At 72.4% G+C, this 20,610-nt stretch carries 8 protein-coding genes; 4 read left to right on the top strand and 4 right to left on the bottom strand.

Annotated elements, in window-relative coordinates; translation table 11 throughout:
• Positions 1–657: 657 nt before the first annotated feature.
• Genes E2C05_RS16440 through E2C05_RS16430 form a run of 3 tightly spaced genes read left to right on the top strand, consistent with a single transcriptional unit; the run spans position 658 to position 4,842 of the window.
• Entirely contained in the window at positions 658–2,922 is a 2,265-nt protein-coding gene (locus tag E2C05_RS16440) for an ATP-binding protein (protein ID WP_133220731.1), read from the top strand.
• Position 2,923: 1 nt separating this feature from the next.
• Entirely contained in the window at positions 2,924–3,394 is a 471-nt protein-coding gene (locus E2C05_RS16435; protein WP_133220730.1) for a response regulator, read from the top strand.
• The gene (locus E2C05_RS16430) at positions 3,391–4,842 is read left to right on the top strand and encodes an HWE histidine kinase domain-containing protein (RefSeq protein WP_133220729.1); all 1,452 of its coding nucleotides are present in this window, start codon (positions 3,391–3,393) and stop codon (positions 4,840–4,842) included. The genes E2C05_RS16435 and E2C05_RS16430 overlap by 4 nt, the downstream gene beginning before the upstream one ends.
• Positions 4,843–5,390: 548 nt before the next feature.
• Here E2C05_RS16430 and E2C05_RS16425 read toward each other — a convergent pair.
• On the bottom strand, positions 5,391–5,852 hold the full coding sequence (locus E2C05_RS16425; RefSeq protein ID WP_133220728.1) for a DDE-type integrase/transposase/recombinase: 462 nt from the start codon (positions 5,850–5,852) through the stop codon (positions 5,391–5,393).
• 194 nt (positions 5,853–6,046) lie between these two features.
• Between E2C05_RS16425 and E2C05_RS16420 the strand changes: the two genes are divergently transcribed.
• Positions 6,047–6,481, top strand: coding sequence for a DNA-binding transcriptional response regulator (locus E2C05_RS16420; protein ID WP_133220727.1), 435 nt, complete (start codon positions 6,047–6,049; stop codon positions 6,479–6,481).
• 547 nt (positions 6,482–7,028) lie between these two features.
• Here the strand turns inward: E2C05_RS16420 and E2C05_RS16415 are convergent.
• The 3 genes from E2C05_RS16415 to E2C05_RS33045 form a co-directional block, all read right to left on the bottom strand.
• Positions 7,029–7,325, bottom strand: a complete 297-nt coding sequence (locus E2C05_RS16415; RefSeq protein WP_133220726.1) for a hypothetical protein — start codon at positions 7,323–7,325, stop codon at positions 7,029–7,031.
• Positions 7,326–7,988: 663 nt separating this feature from the next.
• A complete protein-coding gene (locus E2C05_RS34205; RefSeq protein ID WP_133220724.1) occupies positions 7,989–20,174 on the bottom strand; it encodes a VCBS domain-containing protein in 12,186 nt (4,061 codons plus the stop codon).
• A 159-nt stretch (positions 20,175–20,333) separates the two neighbouring features.
• Positions 20,334–20,610: hypothetical protein (locus tag E2C05_RS33045; RefSeq protein ID WP_205082850.1), on the bottom strand; the 277-nt coding region annotated here is incomplete at its 5' end.

Below are 20,610 nucleotides of genomic sequence, written 5' to 3'. Positions count from 1 at the left end.
CAGCGGCCGCATCGGGCATGGCCGCGCCCGGGCTGCCGGCGGCGCCAGGCGGTGGCCGGGCCGGCCGCCGGGCCGCCGGCACTGTCCCGCCGCGACGAAGGTTGCGAGGCGCCCAGCTTGGCACCGGCACCGGCAACGGACCTGGCGGTGGGGCGGCCCCGGATCGGCCGGGGCGGCCCGCCACGCCATGCCGTGCCGTGCTCGCCGGAACGTGGGTGGCACGGGGGCTGGTCGGCCCCGGCCGGCCATCGATCTCTTGACTGGACGCGAGCAACGAAGTGTTGCTAAATATGCCTGGGAATATTCTTTGGACGTAGCATTGCCGACCCGTCGTGCCTTGCGCCCGCAAGCGACCCCGAAGCCTGCCGACACAGCGTCCGAGGCCCAACCCTGCGGGATGACCGCAGCGGCCCCCGCAGGTTTTCCGGCCGCCCCGGCGCCCGGTGCCGGGATGGCCGGGGGCCGCCGCCAGCCGGCCCGCCCGCCGCATCGCCCCGCCCCGCATCACGATGCCGCCTGCCGGCGGGGTGAACGCCGCGCCGGCCCAGCGGATCGGCGCCCGGGCGGCATGGATCGCCGTGGCGGGCCGCGGCGCGATGCCGCCGGGGCGCCGATCCCGTCCGCCCGCGCCGCCTTCGGGCCGGTGCGGCACCCGTGATGCCGCCGGACGGCACCCTGTCCGACACCGATCCGATCCTGGGGTGCGATCAGGAGCCGATCCATATCCCCGGCAGCGTGCAGCCGCATGGCCATCTGCTGGCCTTCGCCGGGGACGACCTCCGGCTGATGCATGCGAGCGCCGCCGCGGAAGCCGTGCTCGGCACCGGGCTTGCCGCCGCCTTCGGCCAGCCCGTCAGCCAGCTTCTGGCCGGCATGGCGTGCGAGGCGCTGCGCGACGGGCTGGGCCGCCTGCCGGCGGCCGGCCCGATGCAGTTCGGCCGCTTCCGCACCGCCGCCGGCGCGGCCTTCCAGGCCATCGGGCACCGTTCGCCCGACGGGCATGCCGTCCTCGAGCTCGAGGCGGAGGCCGAAGGCGGCGAACCCGGCGCCGACGCGACGCTGGAGGGGCTGTATCCCGGCGTCCGCGACGCGCTCGCCCGGCTCGGCCGCGCCGCCTCGGTCGAGCAGCTGGCGACCACCTCGGCCGCCGCGGTGCGGCAGATCACCGGCTTCGACCGGGTGCTGGTCTACCGCTTCGAGCCCAACTGGGACGGCATCGTGGTGGCCGAGGACGGCAATGGGCGCCTGCCGTCCTATCTCGGCCTGCGCTTCCCGGCATCCGACATCCCGGCGCAGGCGCGCCGCCTGTATGAGGTGAACCCGCAGCGGCTGATCGCCGATGTGGACTACGTGCCGGTGCCGATCCGCTCGGCGCGGCCCGGGCCGACGCTCGACCTCACCTTCGCCAGCCTGCGCAGCGTCTCGCCCGTCCATCTCGAATACATGCGCAACATGGGCACGCCGGCGTCGATGTCGGTGTCCATCCTGCGCGGCGATGGCCGGCTGTGGGGGCTGATCTCCTGCCACCATGCCGTCCCGCGCCGGGTGTCCTTCGCCGCGCGCAATGCCTGCGACCTGGTGGCGCAGATGTTCGCCGTCCGCGTCGCCGCGCGGGAGGAGATGGCGCAGGCCGAGGCGCGGGCGCAGCTCAAGGGCCTGGAAGGGCGGCTGATCGCCCGCATGGCGGCCGCCGGATGCCTGGAAGGCGGCCTGCTGGCCGTGCCGCGGGACCTGCTCGACCTGGCCGGGGCCACCGGCGCGGCGGTGCTGACGGAGGGCGGCTGCACGCTGGCCGGGCGGACGCCGCCCGAGGCGGCGGTGCGGCGCATCGCGGCCTGGCTGCAGGAACGCGGCGTGGACGAGGTGCTGGAGACCCATTGCCTGGCGTCGCTGATGCCCGGCGCCGATGCCCTGGTCGACACCGCCAGCGGCCTGCTGGCCGTGCCGGTGTCGCGGATCCATCCCAGCTTCGTCCTGTGGTTCCGGCCCGAGGTGATCAGCACGGTGACCTGGGGGGGCGCGCCGCGGCAGCCCGACGAGCCGGCCCCGGACCGGCTGCACCCGCGCCGGTCCTTCGCGGCCTGGGCGGAGACGGTCCGCCGATGCTCGGTCCCCTGGACCGCGGCGGAGGTCGCCGCCGCGCGCGACCTGCAATCCGCCATCCTCGGCATCGTGCTGCGCGCCGCCGAGGAACGCGCCGAGCTGACCGGGAGGCTCGAGCGGGTGAACCAGGAGCTGGCCGCCTTCTCCTACTCGGTCTCGCACGACCTGCGAGCGCCCTTCCGCCACATCGTCGGCTTCGCGGAGCTGCTGCGCGAGCGCGAGGGCGAGGCGCTGAGCGACCGGGGCCGGCGGTACATCAGCACCATCGCGCAGGCGGCCGAGAATGCCGGCCGCCTGGTGGATGCGCTGCTGAATTTCTCGCAGATGGGGCGCACCGCCCTGGTCCCCATCGAATTCGACCCGGCCCGGCTGGTGGCCGAGGTGCGCCAGGCGCTGGAGCCGGAGCAGGATGCCCGGCGGATCGACTGGCGGATCGCGCCGATGCCCGCCGTCTGGGCCGACCCCGCCATGCTCCGCCAGGTGTTCCAGAACCTGCTGTCGAATGCGGTGAAGTACACGCGCGGCCGCGACCCGGCGGTGATCGAGGTGACGTGCGAGGCGGGGGAGGCTGCCTTTACCTTCCATGTGCGCGACAACGGCACCGGCTTCGACATGGCCTATGCGCACAAGCTCTTCGGCGTCTTCCAGCGGCTGCACCGCACGGAGGAATTCGAGGGCGTCGGCATCGGGCTGGCCAATGTGCAGCGCATCGTCGAGCGGCATGGCGGCCGGGTCTGGGCCGAGGGCCGGCTTGGCGAGGGCGCGGCCTTCCACTTCACGTTGCCGCGACGCGGCGAACCCGCGGCGGAGACGACGTGACATGCCTCATCTGAGACCGGTTCTGCTGGTGGAGGACAGTCCCAACGATATCGAGCTGACGCTGGAGGCGCTGGAGCGCAGCCGCCTTGCCAACCCGGTGGTGGTGGCCCGCGACGGGGTCGAAGCGCTGGACTACCTGTTCCGCCGCGGCAATGCGCCGAGCGGCGCGCAGCACCTGCCGGCCGTGGTCCTGCTGGACATCAAGCTGCCGCGGGTCGATGGCCTGGAGGTGCTGGAACGGATCCGGCGGGAGCCGCGCACCCAGCACGTGCCGGTGGTGATCCTCACCTCCTCGCGCGAGGAGCAGGACCTCATCCGCAGCTACAACCTCGGCGTCAACGCCTTCGTCGTGAAGCCGGTCGGCCACCGGGAGTTCTTCGAGGCCATCCATGACATCGGCGCCTTCTGGGCGGTGCTCAACGAACCGCATCCGGGCCTGCCGGGCGATGTCGAGTCCGGCGGCGACGCATGACGGTCCTGCCCGGCAGGCCCCCGCTGGAACAGGGCAGCTGCCGCATCCTGCACCTCGAGGACGACCCGATGGATGCGGAGCTGGTCGCCGAGCACTTGGCGCGGCCCGGCCCCGCCTGCATGGTCCAGCTGGTGGCGACGCGGGCCAGCTATGCCGCGGCGCTGGCCGAGGACAGCTTCGACGTCATCCTGGCCGACTACGTGCTGCCGGATTTCGACGGGCTCGCGGCGCTGACGATGGCGCGCGAGCTGGCGCCCGGCACGCCGTTCATCTTCGTCTCCGGCACCCTGGGCGAGGAGGCGGCGGTCGAGGCGGTGAAGCGGGGCGCGACCGACTACGTGGTCAAGCAGCGCCTCGCCCGGCTGCCCGTCGCCGTCGAGCGCGCCATGACCGAGACGCGCGCCCGCGTCGGGCAGCGCGAGACGCTCGCGGCACTGCGCGAGAGCGAGGCGCGGCTGCGCCTCGCCCTCTCGGCCGGGCGGCTCGGCGCCTGGGAGCTGGACCTGCGCAGCCTGGCGCTGAAGGCGTCGGACACCTGCCTGGCCAATTTCGGCCGCGCCCCGGGATCCGCCTTCACCTATGACGACCTGCGCGCCGCCATCCACCCCGACGACCGGGAGGCGATGCAGGCGGCGGTGGCGGAGTCGATCGCCGGGCATGGCGACTACGATGTCGAGTACCGGACCGTATGGCCCGACGGCAGCGTGCATTGGGTGCAGGTGCGCGGCCGGACGATCCATGCCGCGGACGGCACGGCGGTGGGGATGGCCGGCGTCTCGCTCGACATCACCGAACGCAAGGTGACGGAGCAGAAGCAGGCCCTGCTGACGCGCGAAGTGGACCATCGCGCCAAGAATGCGCTGGCCGTGGTGCAGGCGACGCTGCGGCTGACCACCGCGGTGGACATGCCCGACTACATGCGCAAGGTCGAGGGCCGGATCACCGCCCTGGCCCGGGCGCAGACGCTGCTGGCCGAGGACCGCTGGGCCGGCGCCGACCTGCATGTTCTGCTGCGGGAGGAGCTGGCGCCCTTCCTCGGCAGCCATGCGCGGGCGGCGCTGGACGGGCCGCCGCTGCTGCTGCCGGCGAATGCGGCGCAGCCGCTGACGATGGCGATCCATGAGCTGGCCACCAACGCCGTGAAGTACGGCGCCCTGTCCGTGGCCGAAGGCGGGCTCGCCGTGTCCTGGGCCGTGGAGCAGCGATCGGACCAGCCGGCGCTGCTGCGGCTGCGCTGGGCGGAGGTGGGCGGGCCGCGGGTCGATGGCGCGCCCAAGCGGCGCGGCTTCGGCAGCCGGGTGCTGGACGGCACCGTGCGCGTGCAGCTCGGCGGCAAGGTGTCGCTGGCCTGGCAGCCGACTGGCCTGATCTGCGACTTGGAAGTGCCGATCGGGCTGGATGGCGGCCGCGACGACCGGGCCATCGGGCGCCAGGCGCCGGAGATGTAGCGTCGGCCGGGCGGCCCTGCGCCGTCCCGCCCCTGCACGCCCGTGCCGACCCGGATGGCCGCGCGCCGCGGCCGCGCCGGCCCCCGGGCCGGCACCGCCACCCGGCCGAGCTACAGGAATACCACGTCGGCGGCATGGACCGCCGGCGCGCCGGCCAGGAGGATGGTTTCCGGGACCGGCTCGCCGACGGCGGTGACGCGCCAGGAGCCCCCGCCGAGATCGACGAGGCCGGCCGCCCTGCGCGGGCGGTGTCAGTCTCTTGGGCCGACGCCCGCGCCGCAGCGCGGACGCGGCTGTCGTCCCCGCCATGCTGTCATCGGGACGCGCGTCCCCTCCCGCCACGCCTGGAAGGCCGGGGCATGAGCGCGCCGATCTCGATCGGCGGACATCCGATGTCGCCCTGGACGGGAGTGGCCGCCGGTCATGGCGCGGGAGGAAGCGTCGCGCCTGCCCCGGCGGTTGGGGCCGTTGCATCTGCCGCCCTCGGCGCCGCGTTGGCCGATGCGAGGTCTCGGCGCGGTCGTCCAGGCACCGGCTGGTTCGGTGCCTCACCTCCGGCGGCACGTCGCGGGGCGCCACCCGGTAGCTGCGCAGGCCATCGGTGACGCGGCGCTTCGGCTTGTACGTCGGGCCGGCAAGCAGGCGTTGGAGAACCGCGTCGCCGCCGTGGCATTGCGGCGGCGCCGGGCCAGGATGTCGGGCACGACCCCGTGCTGGTCCACCGCGCGCCAGGGATAGGGCAGCCTGCCGGCGGTCTTCGGAAACACCGCATCGAAGTGCCGACCGTCGCCCGGTTTCGGCCTGCTTTGGCGGAGCCTGCGGGCAAGGTCGGCGCCGGACTTGCGGCACCATGGCCTGATGCCCTCATGAGTGGCGCCGATCCCGCGCTCCGCCAGGCTCGGCTCCACCTGGCCCAGGCTCAGCCCGAAGGCGTGGTCGAGCCGGACGGCGTCGCCGATGATCGCGGCTGAGAGGCGGCAACCAGGGCAGGCCGCAGGCTCGGTGGTCATCCCCTTGGCTGGCCCGCTTCCCTCAGCAGCGCCAAGGGCGACCAGCCTGGCAATCCCCTCTCGCCGCACCGGTGTCACTGACCTCAGGCCGTAACCTTCGATACATCTTTCATCTCTATATTGTGACGAGTAAAACCTAAAGAGGCAGTGCCGGGACGAAATTTTGGACACATCCCGTGTGCTGAAGTGGCGGCATGGAAGATGTGACGAAGCCGGTAGCGTTGGTGGTGGAGCACGAAGCGGCGCTTGCCCTTCTCATCGAGGATCTGCTGGCCGAGACAGGCTTCGACACGGTCTTCGCCGCCACTGAAGCCGATGCACTCAGGAAAGCTTCGGCGATAGACCGGATCGCCGCTGCCGTCGTGAACCCGTGGGTCGCTGGTGCCCTGGTCGGACAGCGCGTCATTCGCGCGCTGCGGCAGCGCATCCCTGACCTGCCGGTCGTGGTCATCACGTGCTTCGACAAACTTGCGCCCCAGGCCGATCTGCGCGGAGTGGGCTGGCCAACCATCCGGCTGCACGCGCCCTATGATTACGACGAGTTGGTCCCGGCGATGCGTACCGTCATCGAGCAGGCCCGCACCGGTGATCGGCCTGTGGGCGGCCGCCGCCGCGGCGACATCGCCTAGCCTTCGGAGGTTCCCTTCTCCCCCTTAGCATCGGGCCGCTCGCTCACCACCGCGGGCAGGACGGTGACCTTGCCGCCCCGAGCGTGGAATGCGGCCACGAGGCGCGCTGCCTCCTCGTCGCTTGGCGGACCACCCGCAGCCCGGGCGCGCGCCGAATCTGCCGCAATGGCCTGGGCACGACGGAGGCGCTCGCGGAGACCCTCGGACCGCGTCGTGCTCGGGGGCGCTTGGTCAGGCGTATCGTTGCTCATGAGGCCGCGTACCACCGCCTTCCCGGCGCGCGCCATCCACACCGGGTTCATCGCGGCGCGACATCGGAGCAAATGACTGAACCGCGACGCCCAGCCTGCGGAAGCTGGAAGGGGCGCATCCGGCGGTCAGGCGGCTCTGCTCCATTCGGCCGCCAGGCATGGGCGCCAGGACGCGTGCCGGCCGCATGGTCCCCCTTCCCGATCTCCGCCGTGGGACGCTGACGGCATGCGCCAAGGCAGCGCCAGCCGTCGTGGCATGGGGCCGCATGGCGCCGGAGCACGGGGCTTGTCCGGCGTCATCGGCCACCTTCGGTGAGGAGGCGCTGCGCTTCGGTGATCATGTGCCGGTCGTTCGCGCCGGCGACCAACCCGGCGGCCGAGAATGCCTTGAACGCCGCCAGAACCTCAGTGGCAGCGAGGTGCAGGTGCCGCTCCAGGCGGGCGCCAGCGGCCAGCCAGAAGCGATCGACCTCGTCGGACGGCATGCCTTTCAGCTGGCGATGCGCGGCCAGCAGCAGATTCTGCGCCTTCCGAAAGCCCTCCAGCGCCCGCCGAAGCCGGCCGGCGGCTTCGGGTTCGGTCGGAGGGATCACTCGCCGCCTCTCGCCGTCGGAGATCTCGACACCACGATCGCGTCTGGCTTCGGCAGGAAGGGGTCCAATGAGCGAAGTCCTCAGATGCCAGGCTGCACAGGCTGGGTCGTTCGCCGGATAGCGCAGTGCGCCGGCGGCATTGTCAAGCTGTTCAGCCGACCCCCGCACCGAGCATGGCCGCGGCTGCCGTCTCCCTCATCCCGCCACCTGGACGCGCATCTTTGCCCGCTACGGCTGGAAGGCCTGTGCACGAGCGCGCCGATACCGGTCGGCGGCTATCAGATGCCTCCGTGGACGGAATTGGCCGCGGATCATGGGGGTGGGACGGCAGGAAGCGCCGCGCCTGCCCGGTCGACTTGAACCGCCGCATCGCCATCCTGTTGGCGAGTGCGACGACCACCGGCATGCGCGGCTTTCGTGTCGGCATGCCGGCCAGCGAAGAGCCCGTCGGCACTCAGCCCTCGCGCGCCGCCCAGCATATGACCGCCGAGGTGCCGGATATCACGTTGGCCAATCTTCGCGGTGCCGGCGAGTCGCGCAGCCCTGGACCATCATGTCCGTCGGACTGCGCGACTGGGCTCACGGATGCCGGTCAGCGCGGCTTGGCATAGGCCCGCGCTGAACCTTCAATCCGAGGCCTCGGGCAGGCGTTCCAGCCGCCGGCTACACGAAGATGACGTCCGACGAGTGGACGGTCGGAGCCCCGAGCAAGGTGATCGTCTCGGACGTCAGCCCGTTGGCGGACGTGATCCGCCAGGAGCCGCCCCCCAAATCCGTGAAGCTGGCGCCCTGTGCGGCAGTGCCGTAGCCGGCGAAGACAAGCTGGTCGCCCGCCAGTGCGCCATTGCCCGCAAAGCCGACCACCACGTCGCCCTGTGCCTCGCCCGCCTGGAAGCGGAAGGTGTCGTTACCCGCCCCGCCGGTCAGCACATCCGCGCCGCCGCCACCGTTCAGCGTATCATTGCCCGTACCGCCGGTGATGGCGTTCGCCAGCCCGTTGCCCGTCCCGCTAAAGGCGCCGGTGCCGCTGAAGATCAGGTTCTCCAGGTTCGACAAGCCGGCCAGGCTGAAGCTGCCGAGCGTGGTCTGAATGGTGTCCGTTCCTCCGTTGGCGCCCTCCAGCACCAGGTCGTTGCTGTTGTCCACGACGTAGAGATCGTTGCCGGCGCCGCCGGACAGGGTATCCGCGCCGGTTCCGCCATTCAGGGTGTCATTCCCCGACCCGCCATTGATCTGGTTGTTGACGGTGTTGCCGATGCCGCTGAAGCTGCCGGCCCCGGTGAAGATCAGGTTCTCCACATTCGCCGAGAGCGTGTAGGCGGCCAGGCTGGTGCTCACGGTATCGGTGCCGCCGGCCGCCGCTTCCGTCACCACGTCGCCGGCATTGTCCACGACATAGGCGTCGTTTCCGGCACCGCCCGCCATGATGTCGGCACCTGCCCCGCCATCCAGCGTATCGTTGCCGGCACCGCCGCTCAGGCTGTTGGCGGCGGCGTTGCCCGTGCCGTTGAAGTTGCCGGTGCCCGTGAAGACCAGGTTCTCCACATTCGCCAGCGCTCCCAGCGAGTAGGTGCCGACCGTGGTGCGGATGGTGTCGGTGCCGCCGCCCGGGGCCTCGACGACCTGATCACCGGTGCTGTCCACCAGGTAGGTGTCATTGCCCCCGCCACCCGTCAGCGTGTCATTGCCCGCACCGCCGTCCAGCGTATCATTGCCGATGCCGGAGGTGATGGCGTTGTCCGCCGTGGTGCCGATGCCGGAGAAGGCGCTGGCGCCGGTGTATTCCAGATTCTCCACGCCCGCCCGGGTCCGCAGATCCAGGCTGGCCAGGGAGGTCCGGATGGTATCGATGCCGCCGCCAAGGGCTTCGTCGACCAGATCGGCGGCACTGTCGACGACATAGGTATCGTTCCCCAGGCCTCCGACCATGGTATCGTTGCCGGCAAGGCCGTTCAGCGTGTCGTTGCCCGACCCGCCGGTGAGCCGGTTGGCGCTGCCGTTGCCCGTGCCGGCGAAGTTGCCGCTGCCGGTATAGGCCAGGTGTTCCAGCGGCGTGCCCAGGGTGTAGGCGAGCAGCGTGGTGATGACGGTATCGATCCCGGTGCTCTCCGTGATCGTGTCGAGCGCGTTGTCCACCAGATAGGTGTCGTTGCCGGCGCCGCCCGCCAGGGTATCGGCCCCGGCGCCGCCATCCAGCGTGTCGTTGCCGGCACCGCCGGCCAGGCTGTTCGCGGCGCCGTTGCCGGTGCCGTTGAAGGCGCCGGTCCCGGTGAAGACCAGGGTCTCGACATTGGCGAAGGCCGCCAGCGAGTAGGTGCCGAGGGTGGTGCGGACCGTGTCCAGGCCGCCGCCATCGGCTTCCACCACCAGGTCGGCGCTGCTGTCCACCAGGTAGATGTCGTTGCCGGCGCCGCCCGCCATGGTATCGGCCCCGGCGCCGCCATCCAGCGTGTCGCTGCCCACATCGCCGGCCAGGCTGTTGGCGGCGCCGTTGCCGATGCCGCTGAAGCTGCCCGTGCCGATGAAGACGAGGTGCTCGACATTCGCCAGGCCGGCCAGGGACAGGCTCAGCAGCGTGGTGCGGATCGTGTCCGATCCGCCGTTCACCGCCTCGGTCACCACGTCGCTGGCATGGTCGACGACATAGGTGTCGTCGCCCAGGCCGCCCACCATGGTATCGATGCCGCCCGCCCCGTTCAGCGTATCGTTGCCCGACCCGCCGGTCAGCAGGTTGGCATTGGTGTTGCCCGTGGCGGCGAAATTCCCGGTGCCGGCGAAGGCGGCATTCTCGATCTGCGTGCCGAGGAAGTAGGTGAGCAGCGTGGTCACGACGGTATCGGTGCCGCCGGCCGCGCCCTCGACGACGACATCCAGGATGCTGTCGACGAGGTAGGTGTCGTTGCCGAGCCCGCCGGACAGGGTATCCGCGCCGATCCCGCCATCCAGGGTGTCGTTGCCGGCGCCGCCCGCCAGGCTGTTCGCGCCGTCATTGCCGGTGCCGGCGAAGCTGCCCGCGCCGGTGTAGACCAGCGTCTCGATGGCCGGCAGCGCGGCCAGGGAGTAGGTGGCCAGGGTGGTGCGGATCGTGTCCGTGCCGCCGCCGGCATCCTCGATCACCGCGTCGCCGGCATGGTCCACCACATAGGTGTCGTTGCCGAGCCCGCCGGACAGGGTATCCGCGCCGATCCCGCCATCCAGCGTGTCGTTGCCGTCGCCGGATGTCAGCATGTTGGCGAGGGCGTTGCCCGTGCCGGCGAAGCCGCCGATGCCGGTATAGACCAGGTTCTCGACATTGCCGGACGTAGCCAGGCTGTAGCTCGCCAGGCTGGTGCGGATGGTGTCCGTGCCGTCGTTGAGGGCCTCGGTCACCGTATCCCCGGCATTGTCCACGACGAAGGTGTCGTTGCCCGCCCCGCCGGTCATGGCATCGGCGCCAGCCCCGCCATCCAGGGTGTCGTTGCCGGCCCCGCCCGACAGCTGGTTGCCGGCGCCGTTGCCCTCGATCAGGTTGTCGAGCTCGTTACCGGTGCCGCTGATGGCCGCGCCGCCGGTCAGCCTCAGGCTCTCCAGCTCCGCCGACAGCGTGTAGCTGGCGGAGGCGAAGACGCGGTCCCTGCCGCCGCCCGGCGCTTCCTGGATCACGTCGCCGGTATTGTCCACCAGGTAGACGTCGTCGCCCTCGCCGCCCGCCATGCTGTCGGCGCCGGCGCCGCCATCGAGCGAGTCGTCATCGGCGCCGCCCAGCAGGGTGTCGTTGCTGCCCTGGCCCCGGAGCGTGTCATTGCCCGCAAGGCCGGAGAGGATGTTGGCGCCGGCATTGCCCTCGATGAGGTTGGCGAGGTCGTTGCCGGTGCCGTTGATGGACGCGGCGCCGGTCAGGACAAGCGTCTCGACCTCCGCCGATAGGGTATGGGACACCGAGGCGTTCACCCGGTCGTTGCCGCCGCCCGCGACCTCGACCACGAGATCGCCTGCATCGTCCACCGTGTAGGTGTCGTCGCCGCCGCCGCCCGTCATCGTATCGGCGCCTGCGCCCCCGTCCAGGGCATCCGCGCCCGCTCCGGAGGTCAGCCGGTTGGCCTTCGTGTTGCCGGTGCCGACGCTGTTCGCGTCCCCGAGCAGGACGAGGTTCTCCACCTCCTCCAGCGCGGACAGGCTGAAGGCGAGTTCGGTCGAGAGGACGGTATCGATCCCGCCGCCCGCCTGCTCCACCACCGCGTCGGCGGCGCTGTCCACCAGGTAGGTGTCGTCGCCGGCGCCGCCGACCAGCCGATCGATGCCGGCGCCGCCGTTCAGCGTATCATTGCCCTCGGCACCCTCCAGCGTGTCGTTCAGCACGCCGCCGGTGATCAGGTTGGCCCCGCCATTGCCGGTGCCGGCGAAGCTGCCTGCGCCGGTATAGACCAGGTTCTCGACCTCGGCCGCCAGGGTGTGGGAGGACAGGGCGGTGCGCACCGTGTCGGTGCCGCCGCCGGCGGCCTCCGTCACCAGGTCGCCCGCATCGTCCACGATGTAGGTGTCGTTGCCGCCGAGGCCCTGCAGGGTGTCGGCGCCGGCGCCGCCATCCAGGATATCCTGCCCGGAGCCGCCGGTGATGCGGTTGGCGAGCGCATTGCCGGTGCCGGCGAAGTCGCCGGCGCCGGTGAAGAGGAGGGTCTCGACCTCCGCCGCCAGGGTGTGGGAAGCCAGCGTGGTGAGGACCTTGTCCGTGCCCTCGCCGGGTGCCTCCGTCACGACGGCGCCCGCGTCGTCCACCACATAGGTGTCGTCGCCTTCGCCGCCGGCCAGCGTATCGGCGCCGCCGGCGCCATCCAGCGTGTCGTTGCCGCCGAGGCCCTGCAGCAGGTTCGCCGCGGCATTGCCGGCGATCAGGTTGTCGAGGTCGTTGCCGGTGCCGGCCACGGCCATGCCGAGCAGGACCAGGTCCTCCACGCCATCGGCCAGGGTGACGTCCACCAGGGCGCGCACCAGGTCATGGCCGGACTCCTCCAGCACGACGTCGCCGGCATCTGACACCAGATAGGTGTCGTCGCCCGCGCCGCCCTCCATGGTATCGGCCCCGCCACCGCCGTCGAGGCTGTCATTGCCCTCGTTGCCCAGCAGCCTGTCGCCTGCGCCGAAGCCGCGCAGCGTGTCGTTGCCGCCGAGGCCGGCGATGAAATTCTCCTGCGCGTCGCCCAGGATGAGGTCGTCCAGCGCCGTGCCGAACAGCCCCGGCAGGCTGATGGCCACGGTGATGGTCGCGGTCGCGCTGTTGTCGGCCCCCTGGCCGTTGGCGACCGTGTAGCTGAACACGTCCTGCACCGTGCTGCCGATCGCGATCGCCCGCGTGTCCGGGTCGGCAAGGTTCAGCGCATAGCTCCAGGCGCCGTTGCCGTTGATCGACAGGGTGCCGTAGGTGCCGATGATGACGCCCGGGAAGGCGGTCGCCGGGCCGCCGCTGCCAACGACGCGGGACAGGCGCAGCAGCGCCGCCTCGCCCGCATCCACGTCGCCGACATTGTCGGCGATGCTGCCCGAAGCCTCGGAGGCGCCGGTCAGCAGGTCCGGCCGGCCGGGCAGGTCGATGCTGGCCGTCTCGGCCGTCGCGGTCGGCCTGTCGTTGGTGCCGAGGATGCGGATGGTCAGGCTCGCCGTGGCGGCGTCGCCGGCGCCGGGCCCGTTGGCGACCCGGTAGGCGAAGGTCTCGCTGACGGCCTGGTTGGCGCGGAGCGCCTGGGTGTCGGGGTCGAGGTTGTCGAGGACGTAGCGGTAGCCGCCCTCCGCCGTCAGGTAGAGCGTCCCGAAGGTGCCGCGCAGCGCCGCCTCGCCCGTCGCCGGGTGGAAGGCGAGGGCCTGCAGCGTGCCGCCGGGCACGGCGCCCTGGGTGACGCGCAGCAGGCCGAGCTCGCCGGCATCGGCATCCGACCAGACATTCTCGGCGCGGAGATCGCCGGTCAGCAGGGCGCTGCCGGCGGTGCCGGCACCGGCCTCCACCAGCTGCGCGCCCGGTTCCGGGTTGGCGACCAGGTCCTCTGCCACCGGCGCGTCGTTCACGCCGCGCAGGGTCACGGTAATGAGCTGGCTGCCCGACCCGGCGCCGCTCGGCTCGATCACCCGGCCGACCACGGCATCGCCCGCGGCGCGGGAGATCCAGGTGGCGGCGAAGCCGCCGCCCGCCAGCGCCACCAGCTCCGGCAGTTCCTGCGTCCCGGCGGTGTCGAGGTTGAGCTGGTAGCCGGGCGCCGAGGCGGTGCCGCCGGCGTCGAATTCCTGGGCGAAGACATCGATGTCGAGGCCGTGCTGCTCCGCCCAGGCTAGGACGAAGCCGCCATCGGCCACGGCGACGATGCGCAGGTCCTGCTGCGGGCCGGAGAGGCCGCCGGCGCTGGCGGCGAAGCGGTCGCCGATGGCGAGGCCGGCGGCCGAGAAGGCCTGCCCATGCACCTGGAGGTTGGCCTGGTCGATCCAGGCCACGACGAAGCCGCCGCCGGACAGCGCGGTGAGCTGCACCGCGCTCGGCGCGCCGTCCAGCGACAGCAGGTCGGTCCGCGCCGTGCCATCGGCCGCGAAGGCCCGGATCTGGACCGCCTGGCCGTCGCTCCGCTGCCAGGCAAGGGCGAAGCCGCCATCGGTCAGCGCCGCGGCGCCGAGCGCGGTGAACTGCTGCGCCGAGACGATCGCATCCCCGACGCCGTTCGCCAGCACCGCCGGGCCGACCGGCAGCCCCGCGGCGTCGAAGGCCTGGAACAGCACCTCCACGCGGTCGGAGAGCGACCAGGTCCAGGCGGTGGCGAAGCCGCCATCGGCGAGCGCCAGGGTCCTGGACGCGTCGATGGAGGGCAGCAGCGCCGCGCCGGCCGGCGGGTCGAGCGGCGTCAGCCGCAGCTCGGCCACCTCGCTGCTGTCCGGGTCGATCTGCGGCGACGCGCCGGCGGGGCCCGCCTGGAAGATCTGGCCCTGCAGCAGGGTATGCGTGCCGGTGACGACCTGGCCGGGCTGGCCGTCGGGGCCCGGGATGAACCCGATCCCTTCCTCGCGCGAGGTCCAGGTGACGAGGAAGCGGTCGCCGGCCAGCGCCACCACCTGCGGCGCATCCTGGTCGCCGACCGTGGTGGCGATGTTGGCGGCGAATTCCCCGCCGACCCGCGCCCCATTGCCCGAGAAGACCTGGCCGGCGATGCCGAAGGACGAATCGCCGGCCCCCTGGTCGCCATCCGACCGCCAGACCACCACGAAGCCGCCGCCCGGCAGGGCGGCGACGGAGGGCGTCTGCGCACCGAGCTGCGGCTCCGTCAGGTTGACGCGGACATCCGCGGTCACCGGCGTGCCGTCGGCGGCGAAGACCCGGGCATATACGCTCGGGAAATCCGCGCCGTCGCGCGTTTCCGTCCAGACCAGCACGTAGTTGCCGCCGGCCAGCCGGGCGATGTGCTGGTCGGCCTGGGCGAGCCCGGGCAGGGCGCTGGCGCGGAATTCCGCATTGCTGCCGACCGAGACGCGCCAGGTGAGCGCGAGCTCATCGCCCTCGCCCAGCCCCTGCAGCGCGGCGTTGTCCACAGTGTAGGTCCAGCCGACCGTGCCGGTGCCGAGGGCCACGGCCTCCGCCAGCGTGACGGCGAAGGTGCCGGGCAGGCCGCCCGCATAGGCCTGGCCGTTGAGCATCGCGCCCGCCGGGGCGGCGGTCACGCCATGCGCGCGGCCCAGGTCCTGGTCGGTGAAGCCGAACTGGCCCGCTGCGGTCAGCAGCGGCAGGGCCGGCGGCGCCGGGACGTCCAGGTCCTCCGTCAAGGTGGCAGCCGTCACCCCGCCCGGCGAGGCCGTCACCGGGTCGTCGCGGTCCAGCACGGTGACCGTGACGTCGCGCGTCAGCACCGTGCCGTCGTCCAGCATGGCACGGATGGTCAGCGGAACGGATCGCACCGCCTCGTAGTCCAGCGCGAGGCCGGGCACGAGCCGCAGCACGGCCTCGCCGCCGAGGGTGTCGACGACGAAGCGGTCGGCGGGCTGGCCGCCGTCCAGCACCTCCCAGGTCACCCCGGTGCCGGCCGGCGCGGCGATGCGCAGCGAGCCGATCACGGCCCCGGCGGCATTCTCCGCCACGCTGGTGCCGGTCAGCGCGAGGCTGCTGCCGTCGATCTGGCCGTCGCCATCGACGTCGCCCACCAGGGCGAGCGCGCCGGTCACCCGGCCGGCCAGCGCCGCCCCGGTGAAGTCCGCCTCCAGCGCCGCCAGCGCCGCGGGGTTGTTCCCGGCGGCCTCGATCGCCGCCGCCGCCTCCTGCCGGGCGACGATGCTGGCGGCCGCGAGCTCCGTCAGGGCCTCGCGCGCAGTCGCCGCCATGTCCAGCCGCTGCGCCGCCAGCGCATTGCCGGCCGCGATGATCCGCGACAGCACCGCGGCCTGCGCCGTCCCGATGCCGATATCGTGCAGGAAATCGGCGAGGTCATCGGCGACGGCGAGGTCGAAGGCCGTGCCGGCCGGCAGCCCGGCGAGGTGGCCAGCCAGCGCGCCGAAGAGGTCGATCTCCGCCAGGCCGGCGGCCGCGCGGGCTGCCTGGACCAGGCTCAGCGTGTCCACCACCTGCGTGCCGGCGAGGACGAGGTCCCGGGCGCCGGCCACGCCGTCCAGCACGCCGCGCACCGGATCCAGGCCGAACAGGTCCAGCGCCGCCGGCAGGCCGAGGCCGCGCAGGATCGCGTCGCGCGCCTCCGCCGGATCGTCGCCGGACAGGGCGGCGTAGCGCACCGCCAGCGTCGTCAGCGGCGTGATGACCGTGGCGGCGTCCGGCGCCTCCAGGACGAAGGGGTTCTCCAGCAGCGTGGCGATGTCCACGCCGCCGCGCAGCACCAGGGCGCCGCCCGGGCCGGTGAGGCTGAAGCCGCCGGCATAGGTGGTGACGGCTGCCGCTTCCCCGGCATCCTGCTGCCGGTCGCCATCCGCGTCCCAGAACACCGTGGCGCCGCTGATGTAGCCGTCCACCGCCTTGCCGGTGAGCAGGTTGGCGGCGAGAAGCTGCACCAGGCTGTAGTCGCCATCGGCGAAGCGGAAGACCTCCACGCCGCTCACGCGGTCGGTGCCCTCCGGCCCATAGCCGCGCAGCGTCACCAGGACGGTGCCATCCGGCGCCTGGCCGATGACGTAGTCGCTCCGGTCGGCCCGGAACACCGCGGTGTCGGTGCCCTCGCCGCCGATGATGCGGTCATTGCCGCCGCCGCCCTGCAGGATGTTGTCGCCGGCATCGCCGATCAGCGTGTCGTCCGCCTCGCCGCCGGTCGCGTTCTCGACGGAGACCAGCGTGTCTTCGGTGGCGAAGCCGGCCCGCACGGTGCCGAGCGCCGGGTCGCGGTCGCTCTGCACCACCTGCGCGGCCAGGTCCACGCGGAACCGCGCGAACTCGCCCTGCATGGAGACGGTGTCGCTGCCCTCGCCGCCATCCAGCGTGTCGACGCCGAAGCCGCCCAGCAGCAGGTCGTCGCCTGCGCCGCCCAGCAGGCTGTCATCCTCGCTGCCGCCCAGCAGGGTGTCGTTGCCGGATTCGCCGAAGAGCGTGTCGTTCTCCGTCCCGCCCAGGACCAGGTCCCGGCCGAGCCCGCCATGCAGCTCGTCCTCCAGCACGCGGCCGTCGATGACATCGTCGCCGGTGGTGCCGACCAGCAGGTCGCGCGGCGCCCCGTCGCGCGGGCCGATGATCACCTCGCCGGGGGTTCGGGTATCGAGCATGGCGCCGATGATCCCGTCGGGATCCGCGCCGTCGCCGGCATCGCCCCGGGCCGCCAGCACCAGCCGCCCGTCATCCAGCGGCGCGGCGGCGAAGCCGCCCGGCGCCAGCGAGCCGACGGTGCCGAAGACCTGGAAAGGCGCGCCGAGCACCTTGCCGGCGCCGTCGAAATGCTGCGCATGGATGCTGGTGACGGCATCCGGGCCCGTGCCGCTCGTCACCTCGACGAACATGGTGAAGGCGGTGCCGTCCAGGTCGGTCGCCACCAGGGCGACCTCGCCGATGGTGCCGGTGTCGCCGGTCGGCACGGCGTCGAACTCCACGGTGGTGCCCTTGATCCAGGCGCCGCCCTGGCCGGTATAGAGCTGGGCCTTGAACACCCCGTCATCCAGGTAGGTGACGGCGAAGTTGAAGCCCAGGCCGACGACCCGCACCGCCGTTCCGGCATCGATGCCGGACACGGCGAGCCGCGGGGCTTTCGCCTCGGTGACCTCCGCGAAGGCGGTGTACTCGTCCGCGCCGAATGTCGGGGCGAGGACGCGGATCTCCACGTTCTCCGCGCCATTCGCGCCGGGCTCGACCCAGCTCGCCACCACCTCGCCGTCATGCAGCGTGGTGAGCGACAGGCTGCGGCCCGTCGCCGAAAGCTGCGTCACCAGCGGGTCGTTGGTTTGGCCGTTCTCGCCGTCGAGCAAGATGCGGCCATCGAGGCCGACGGATTGCGGCTGCCGCTCGCCGCCGAGCGCCGGGTCGATGGCGCCATCCTCCGGCCGGACATAGAGCGTCATCCGCTCCAGCAGCAGGCGGCCATAAGGACCGGTTTCGGCCTTCTCGGCATAGCCCAGGAAGAAGCCGTACTCGGCAGTGTCGTTCGCCGCGTCCACCACCTCGTAGCCGATGACCGCGGCATCGGATTGCGGGCCGTCGCCCTCCGTGGCGTGGAACTCGGTGCCGACGACCCCGCGCAGCGAGGAGAGGAAGCGGCCCGTGATGACGGCGGCGGCGCCTTCGCCCTCCACCCAGGCCGCGACCACGCCGGCATCGCCGGCCATGGCGGCCACCGGGGCATGGATGCTGCCGCTGCCGTCATCCAGGCGGAAGGCCTGGGCCGCGGCGCCGCCGCCGAAGGCCGCGTCCGGCTGGCCGAGCGCGTCGAAGGGCCGGACATAGATGGCGTCGCCGGACTGCCAGGCGAAGGCGAAGCCGCCGAGCAGGCCGACCGCCATCGGATGGGTCTGCACGCCGGCGGTCAGGTCGGCCGGCCCGGCATCGACCGGACCGACATTGACCGTGAAGGGGGCCGTGCTCTCCAGGCCCCAGGGCTGCGGCGTGCCGTCCGCATCCGCCGGCACGCCGGGCCGCGCCTGGAAGAACAGGTCCATGCCCACCCGGTCGGCGCCCACCGTCAGCGTCGGGCCGTTGATCGCGCTGCCGAAGGCCAGCTCCTCGAACCCCATGATGGTGTCGAGCCCGTCCGGACCGATCGGGTCGCGCCCGAAGGGCCGCATGTCCTTGACCGTGAAGCTGCCGTCGCCGTTCACCGTGATGGAATAGTCGGTGCGGGCGCCGCGATAGGCGGCGGTGTCGCGATCGGTCGCGGCCTCCGGCCCGGCATCGCCGAGCACTTCCTGGCCGCCGTCGAGGTGGTCGTTGCCGCCGCCGCCATACAGCGTGTCGTTGCCGAGCACGCCATGGGCCTCGTCATCCGCCTGCCGGCCGTTCCGCGTGTCCCCGCGATCGGTGACGATCAGGTCGTCGCCGGTGGTGCCGACCAGGATGTCGCGCCGCGCATCGACCCGGCCGTTGATCTCGGTGCGGTCGCGGTCGCCGACCAGCGTCACGCCCGGCTCCCGCGTGTCGACGATCTGCACGACGATGTCGTGGCCGTCGGTGCCGTCCTGGCTGTCCTGCCAGACCACCACGGCCCGCTCGCCGATCAGCCCGGCCATGCCGCCGCCGAGCTTCTCGGCGCCCGCGGCGCCCGGCGTGCCGATGGTGAAGGCCTCGCCGGTCGGCGTCGCCACCGGGTCGAAGGCCTGGGCGAACAGCATGCCGCCGGCGGTGCCGTAGGTGACGATGCCGGCATCGCTGTCCTCGCCGAAGCCGGCGACGCTGAAGCGGCCGTCGAAATCGGGCGGCAGGGTGGCGATGGTCTTGGTGGGGTTCGCGGGGTCCAGCGGCCCCCAGGCCGTGGCGGCATCCGGCAGGCCCCAGATCTGTCCCTTGATGACCAGGCTGCCGCCTTCGGACGCGACCCAGAAGATCCCGAAATTGCCGACCCCGAAGGATCCGACGCGCACCGCGCCCATGCCGGCGTCCACGGTGCCGAAGGCCGGGACCTCGACCGGATTGCCATCCGGGTTGAGCAGCGGGCCGCCATCCGGGGCGAAGAACCGCGCCTTGACGGCGTTGTCGGCGCCGATCCAGGCGACGACCTGCTCGCCGTCATGCAGGCTGGCCATGGCCACGCCCGTGCCCTCCCCGAGCACCTCCGGCGCGTCGCCGTTGACGTCCGCCAGGCCGTCGAGCCCGGCCGCCACCGCGGGCTGCGGGTTGCCCAGCGCATCCAGGGGCACCTGGTAGCGCTGCAGCATCACGCGCTCCACCACGGCGCCGCCCTCAAGGCGGACCGTCGCCACCCAGACGGCGTTGAAGCCGACCACCTCGGTGCCCGCGACCGGATCGGGGATCTGCGACCAGCCGGCCAGGACCAGACCTTCCTGCGTGAGCAGGGTCTCGTTCGGCCCCACGGCGGTGGGCAGGACGAATTCCTCGCCCACCAGGCCCTCCGGCCCGACCAGCCGCGCATGGTAGAGCGCCGGCTCTCCTTCGCTGGCCCGCTCCTGCCAGGCGACGGTGTAGCCTTCCACCCAGCCGGCGACGACCGGGCCGGCGACGATGGCGCCGGAGCCGTCGTTCAGGTCCACCGGCCCGGGCAGCAGCGGATCGGGATTGCCGAGGCTGTCGTAGAAGCGGGCGCGCACCGTCTGGGCCGGGCCGGACCCCTCGAGCCAGGCGACGGCGAAGAACTCGCCGGTGTTGTCGGCGATGGCCGGTGCCGTCTGGATCCCGTCCGGGACCGAGCCCTGGGGCCGGTTGATGCCGAAGCCATCGAGATCCGCATTCGTCTGCGCCCACGCCACGACCATGGCCCGCTCTCCGTCATCTCAACCGTTGCGTGGAGTATAAACGAATCATTAACTAATTGGTTCAAGAAGTCGTGTTTTGTAGAATTTCACGCTGTTTGTCTTGAAAATCAGGCAATACAACTTTTGCGCGAAATTGCCGGCAACGGCCAGCGCCGGCCGCTACTGCCGGGTCAGCCCCTCGGCCGCGCGCAGCCGCACCGGCAGCACCACCGCCCGCTCCCCGCGGCGCAGCTCGACCGCCTCGGCACCGATCCGGGCGACCTGCCAGCCCTCGACCTCCTCGCCCTCGGTCGCCCGCACCACCCGGTCATCGGCCAGCCGCAACAGCGCCAGCGCGCCGGCGGCCCGCAGCACCACGCCGGACGCGGCGAGCGGGGGCGGCGGCTCCTGCGCCGGCGCCTCCACGACCACCGGCGGGGCGGGCGGCGCCGGCGGG

The sequence above is a fragment of the Paracraurococcus ruber genome, assembly GCF_004353985.1.
Classification (GTDB): domain Bacteria; phylum Pseudomonadota; class Alphaproteobacteria; order Acetobacterales; family Acetobacteraceae; genus Paracraurococcus; species Paracraurococcus ruber.
This window is presented reverse-complemented; position numbering and strand designations above follow the sequence as displayed.

Bases quoted from the DNA above. Each gene is read 5' to 3' on its own strand.
- E2C05_RS16440 (WP_133220731.1), top strand. From the start codon at position 658: ATGCCGCCGGACGGCACCCTGTCCGACACCGATCCGATCCTGGGGTGC.
- E2C05_RS16435 (WP_133220730.1), top strand. From the start codon at position 2,924: ATGCCTCATCTGAGACCGGTTCTGCTGGTGGAGGACAGTCCCAACGAT.
- E2C05_RS16430 (WP_133220729.1), top strand. From the start codon at position 3,391: ATGACGGTCCTGCCCGGCAGGCCCCCGCTGGAACAGGGCAGCTGCCGC.
- E2C05_RS16425 (WP_133220728.1), bottom strand. From the start codon at position 5,852: ATGACCACCGAGCCTGCGGCCTGCCCTGGTTGCCGCCTCTCAGCCGCG.
- E2C05_RS16420 (WP_133220727.1), top strand. From the start codon at position 6,047: ATGGAAGATGTGACGAAGCCGGTAGCGTTGGTGGTGGAGCACGAAGCG.
- E2C05_RS34205 (WP_133220724.1), bottom strand. From the start codon at position 20,174: ATGGTCGTGGCGTGGGCGCAGACGAATGCGGATCTCGATGGCTTCGGC.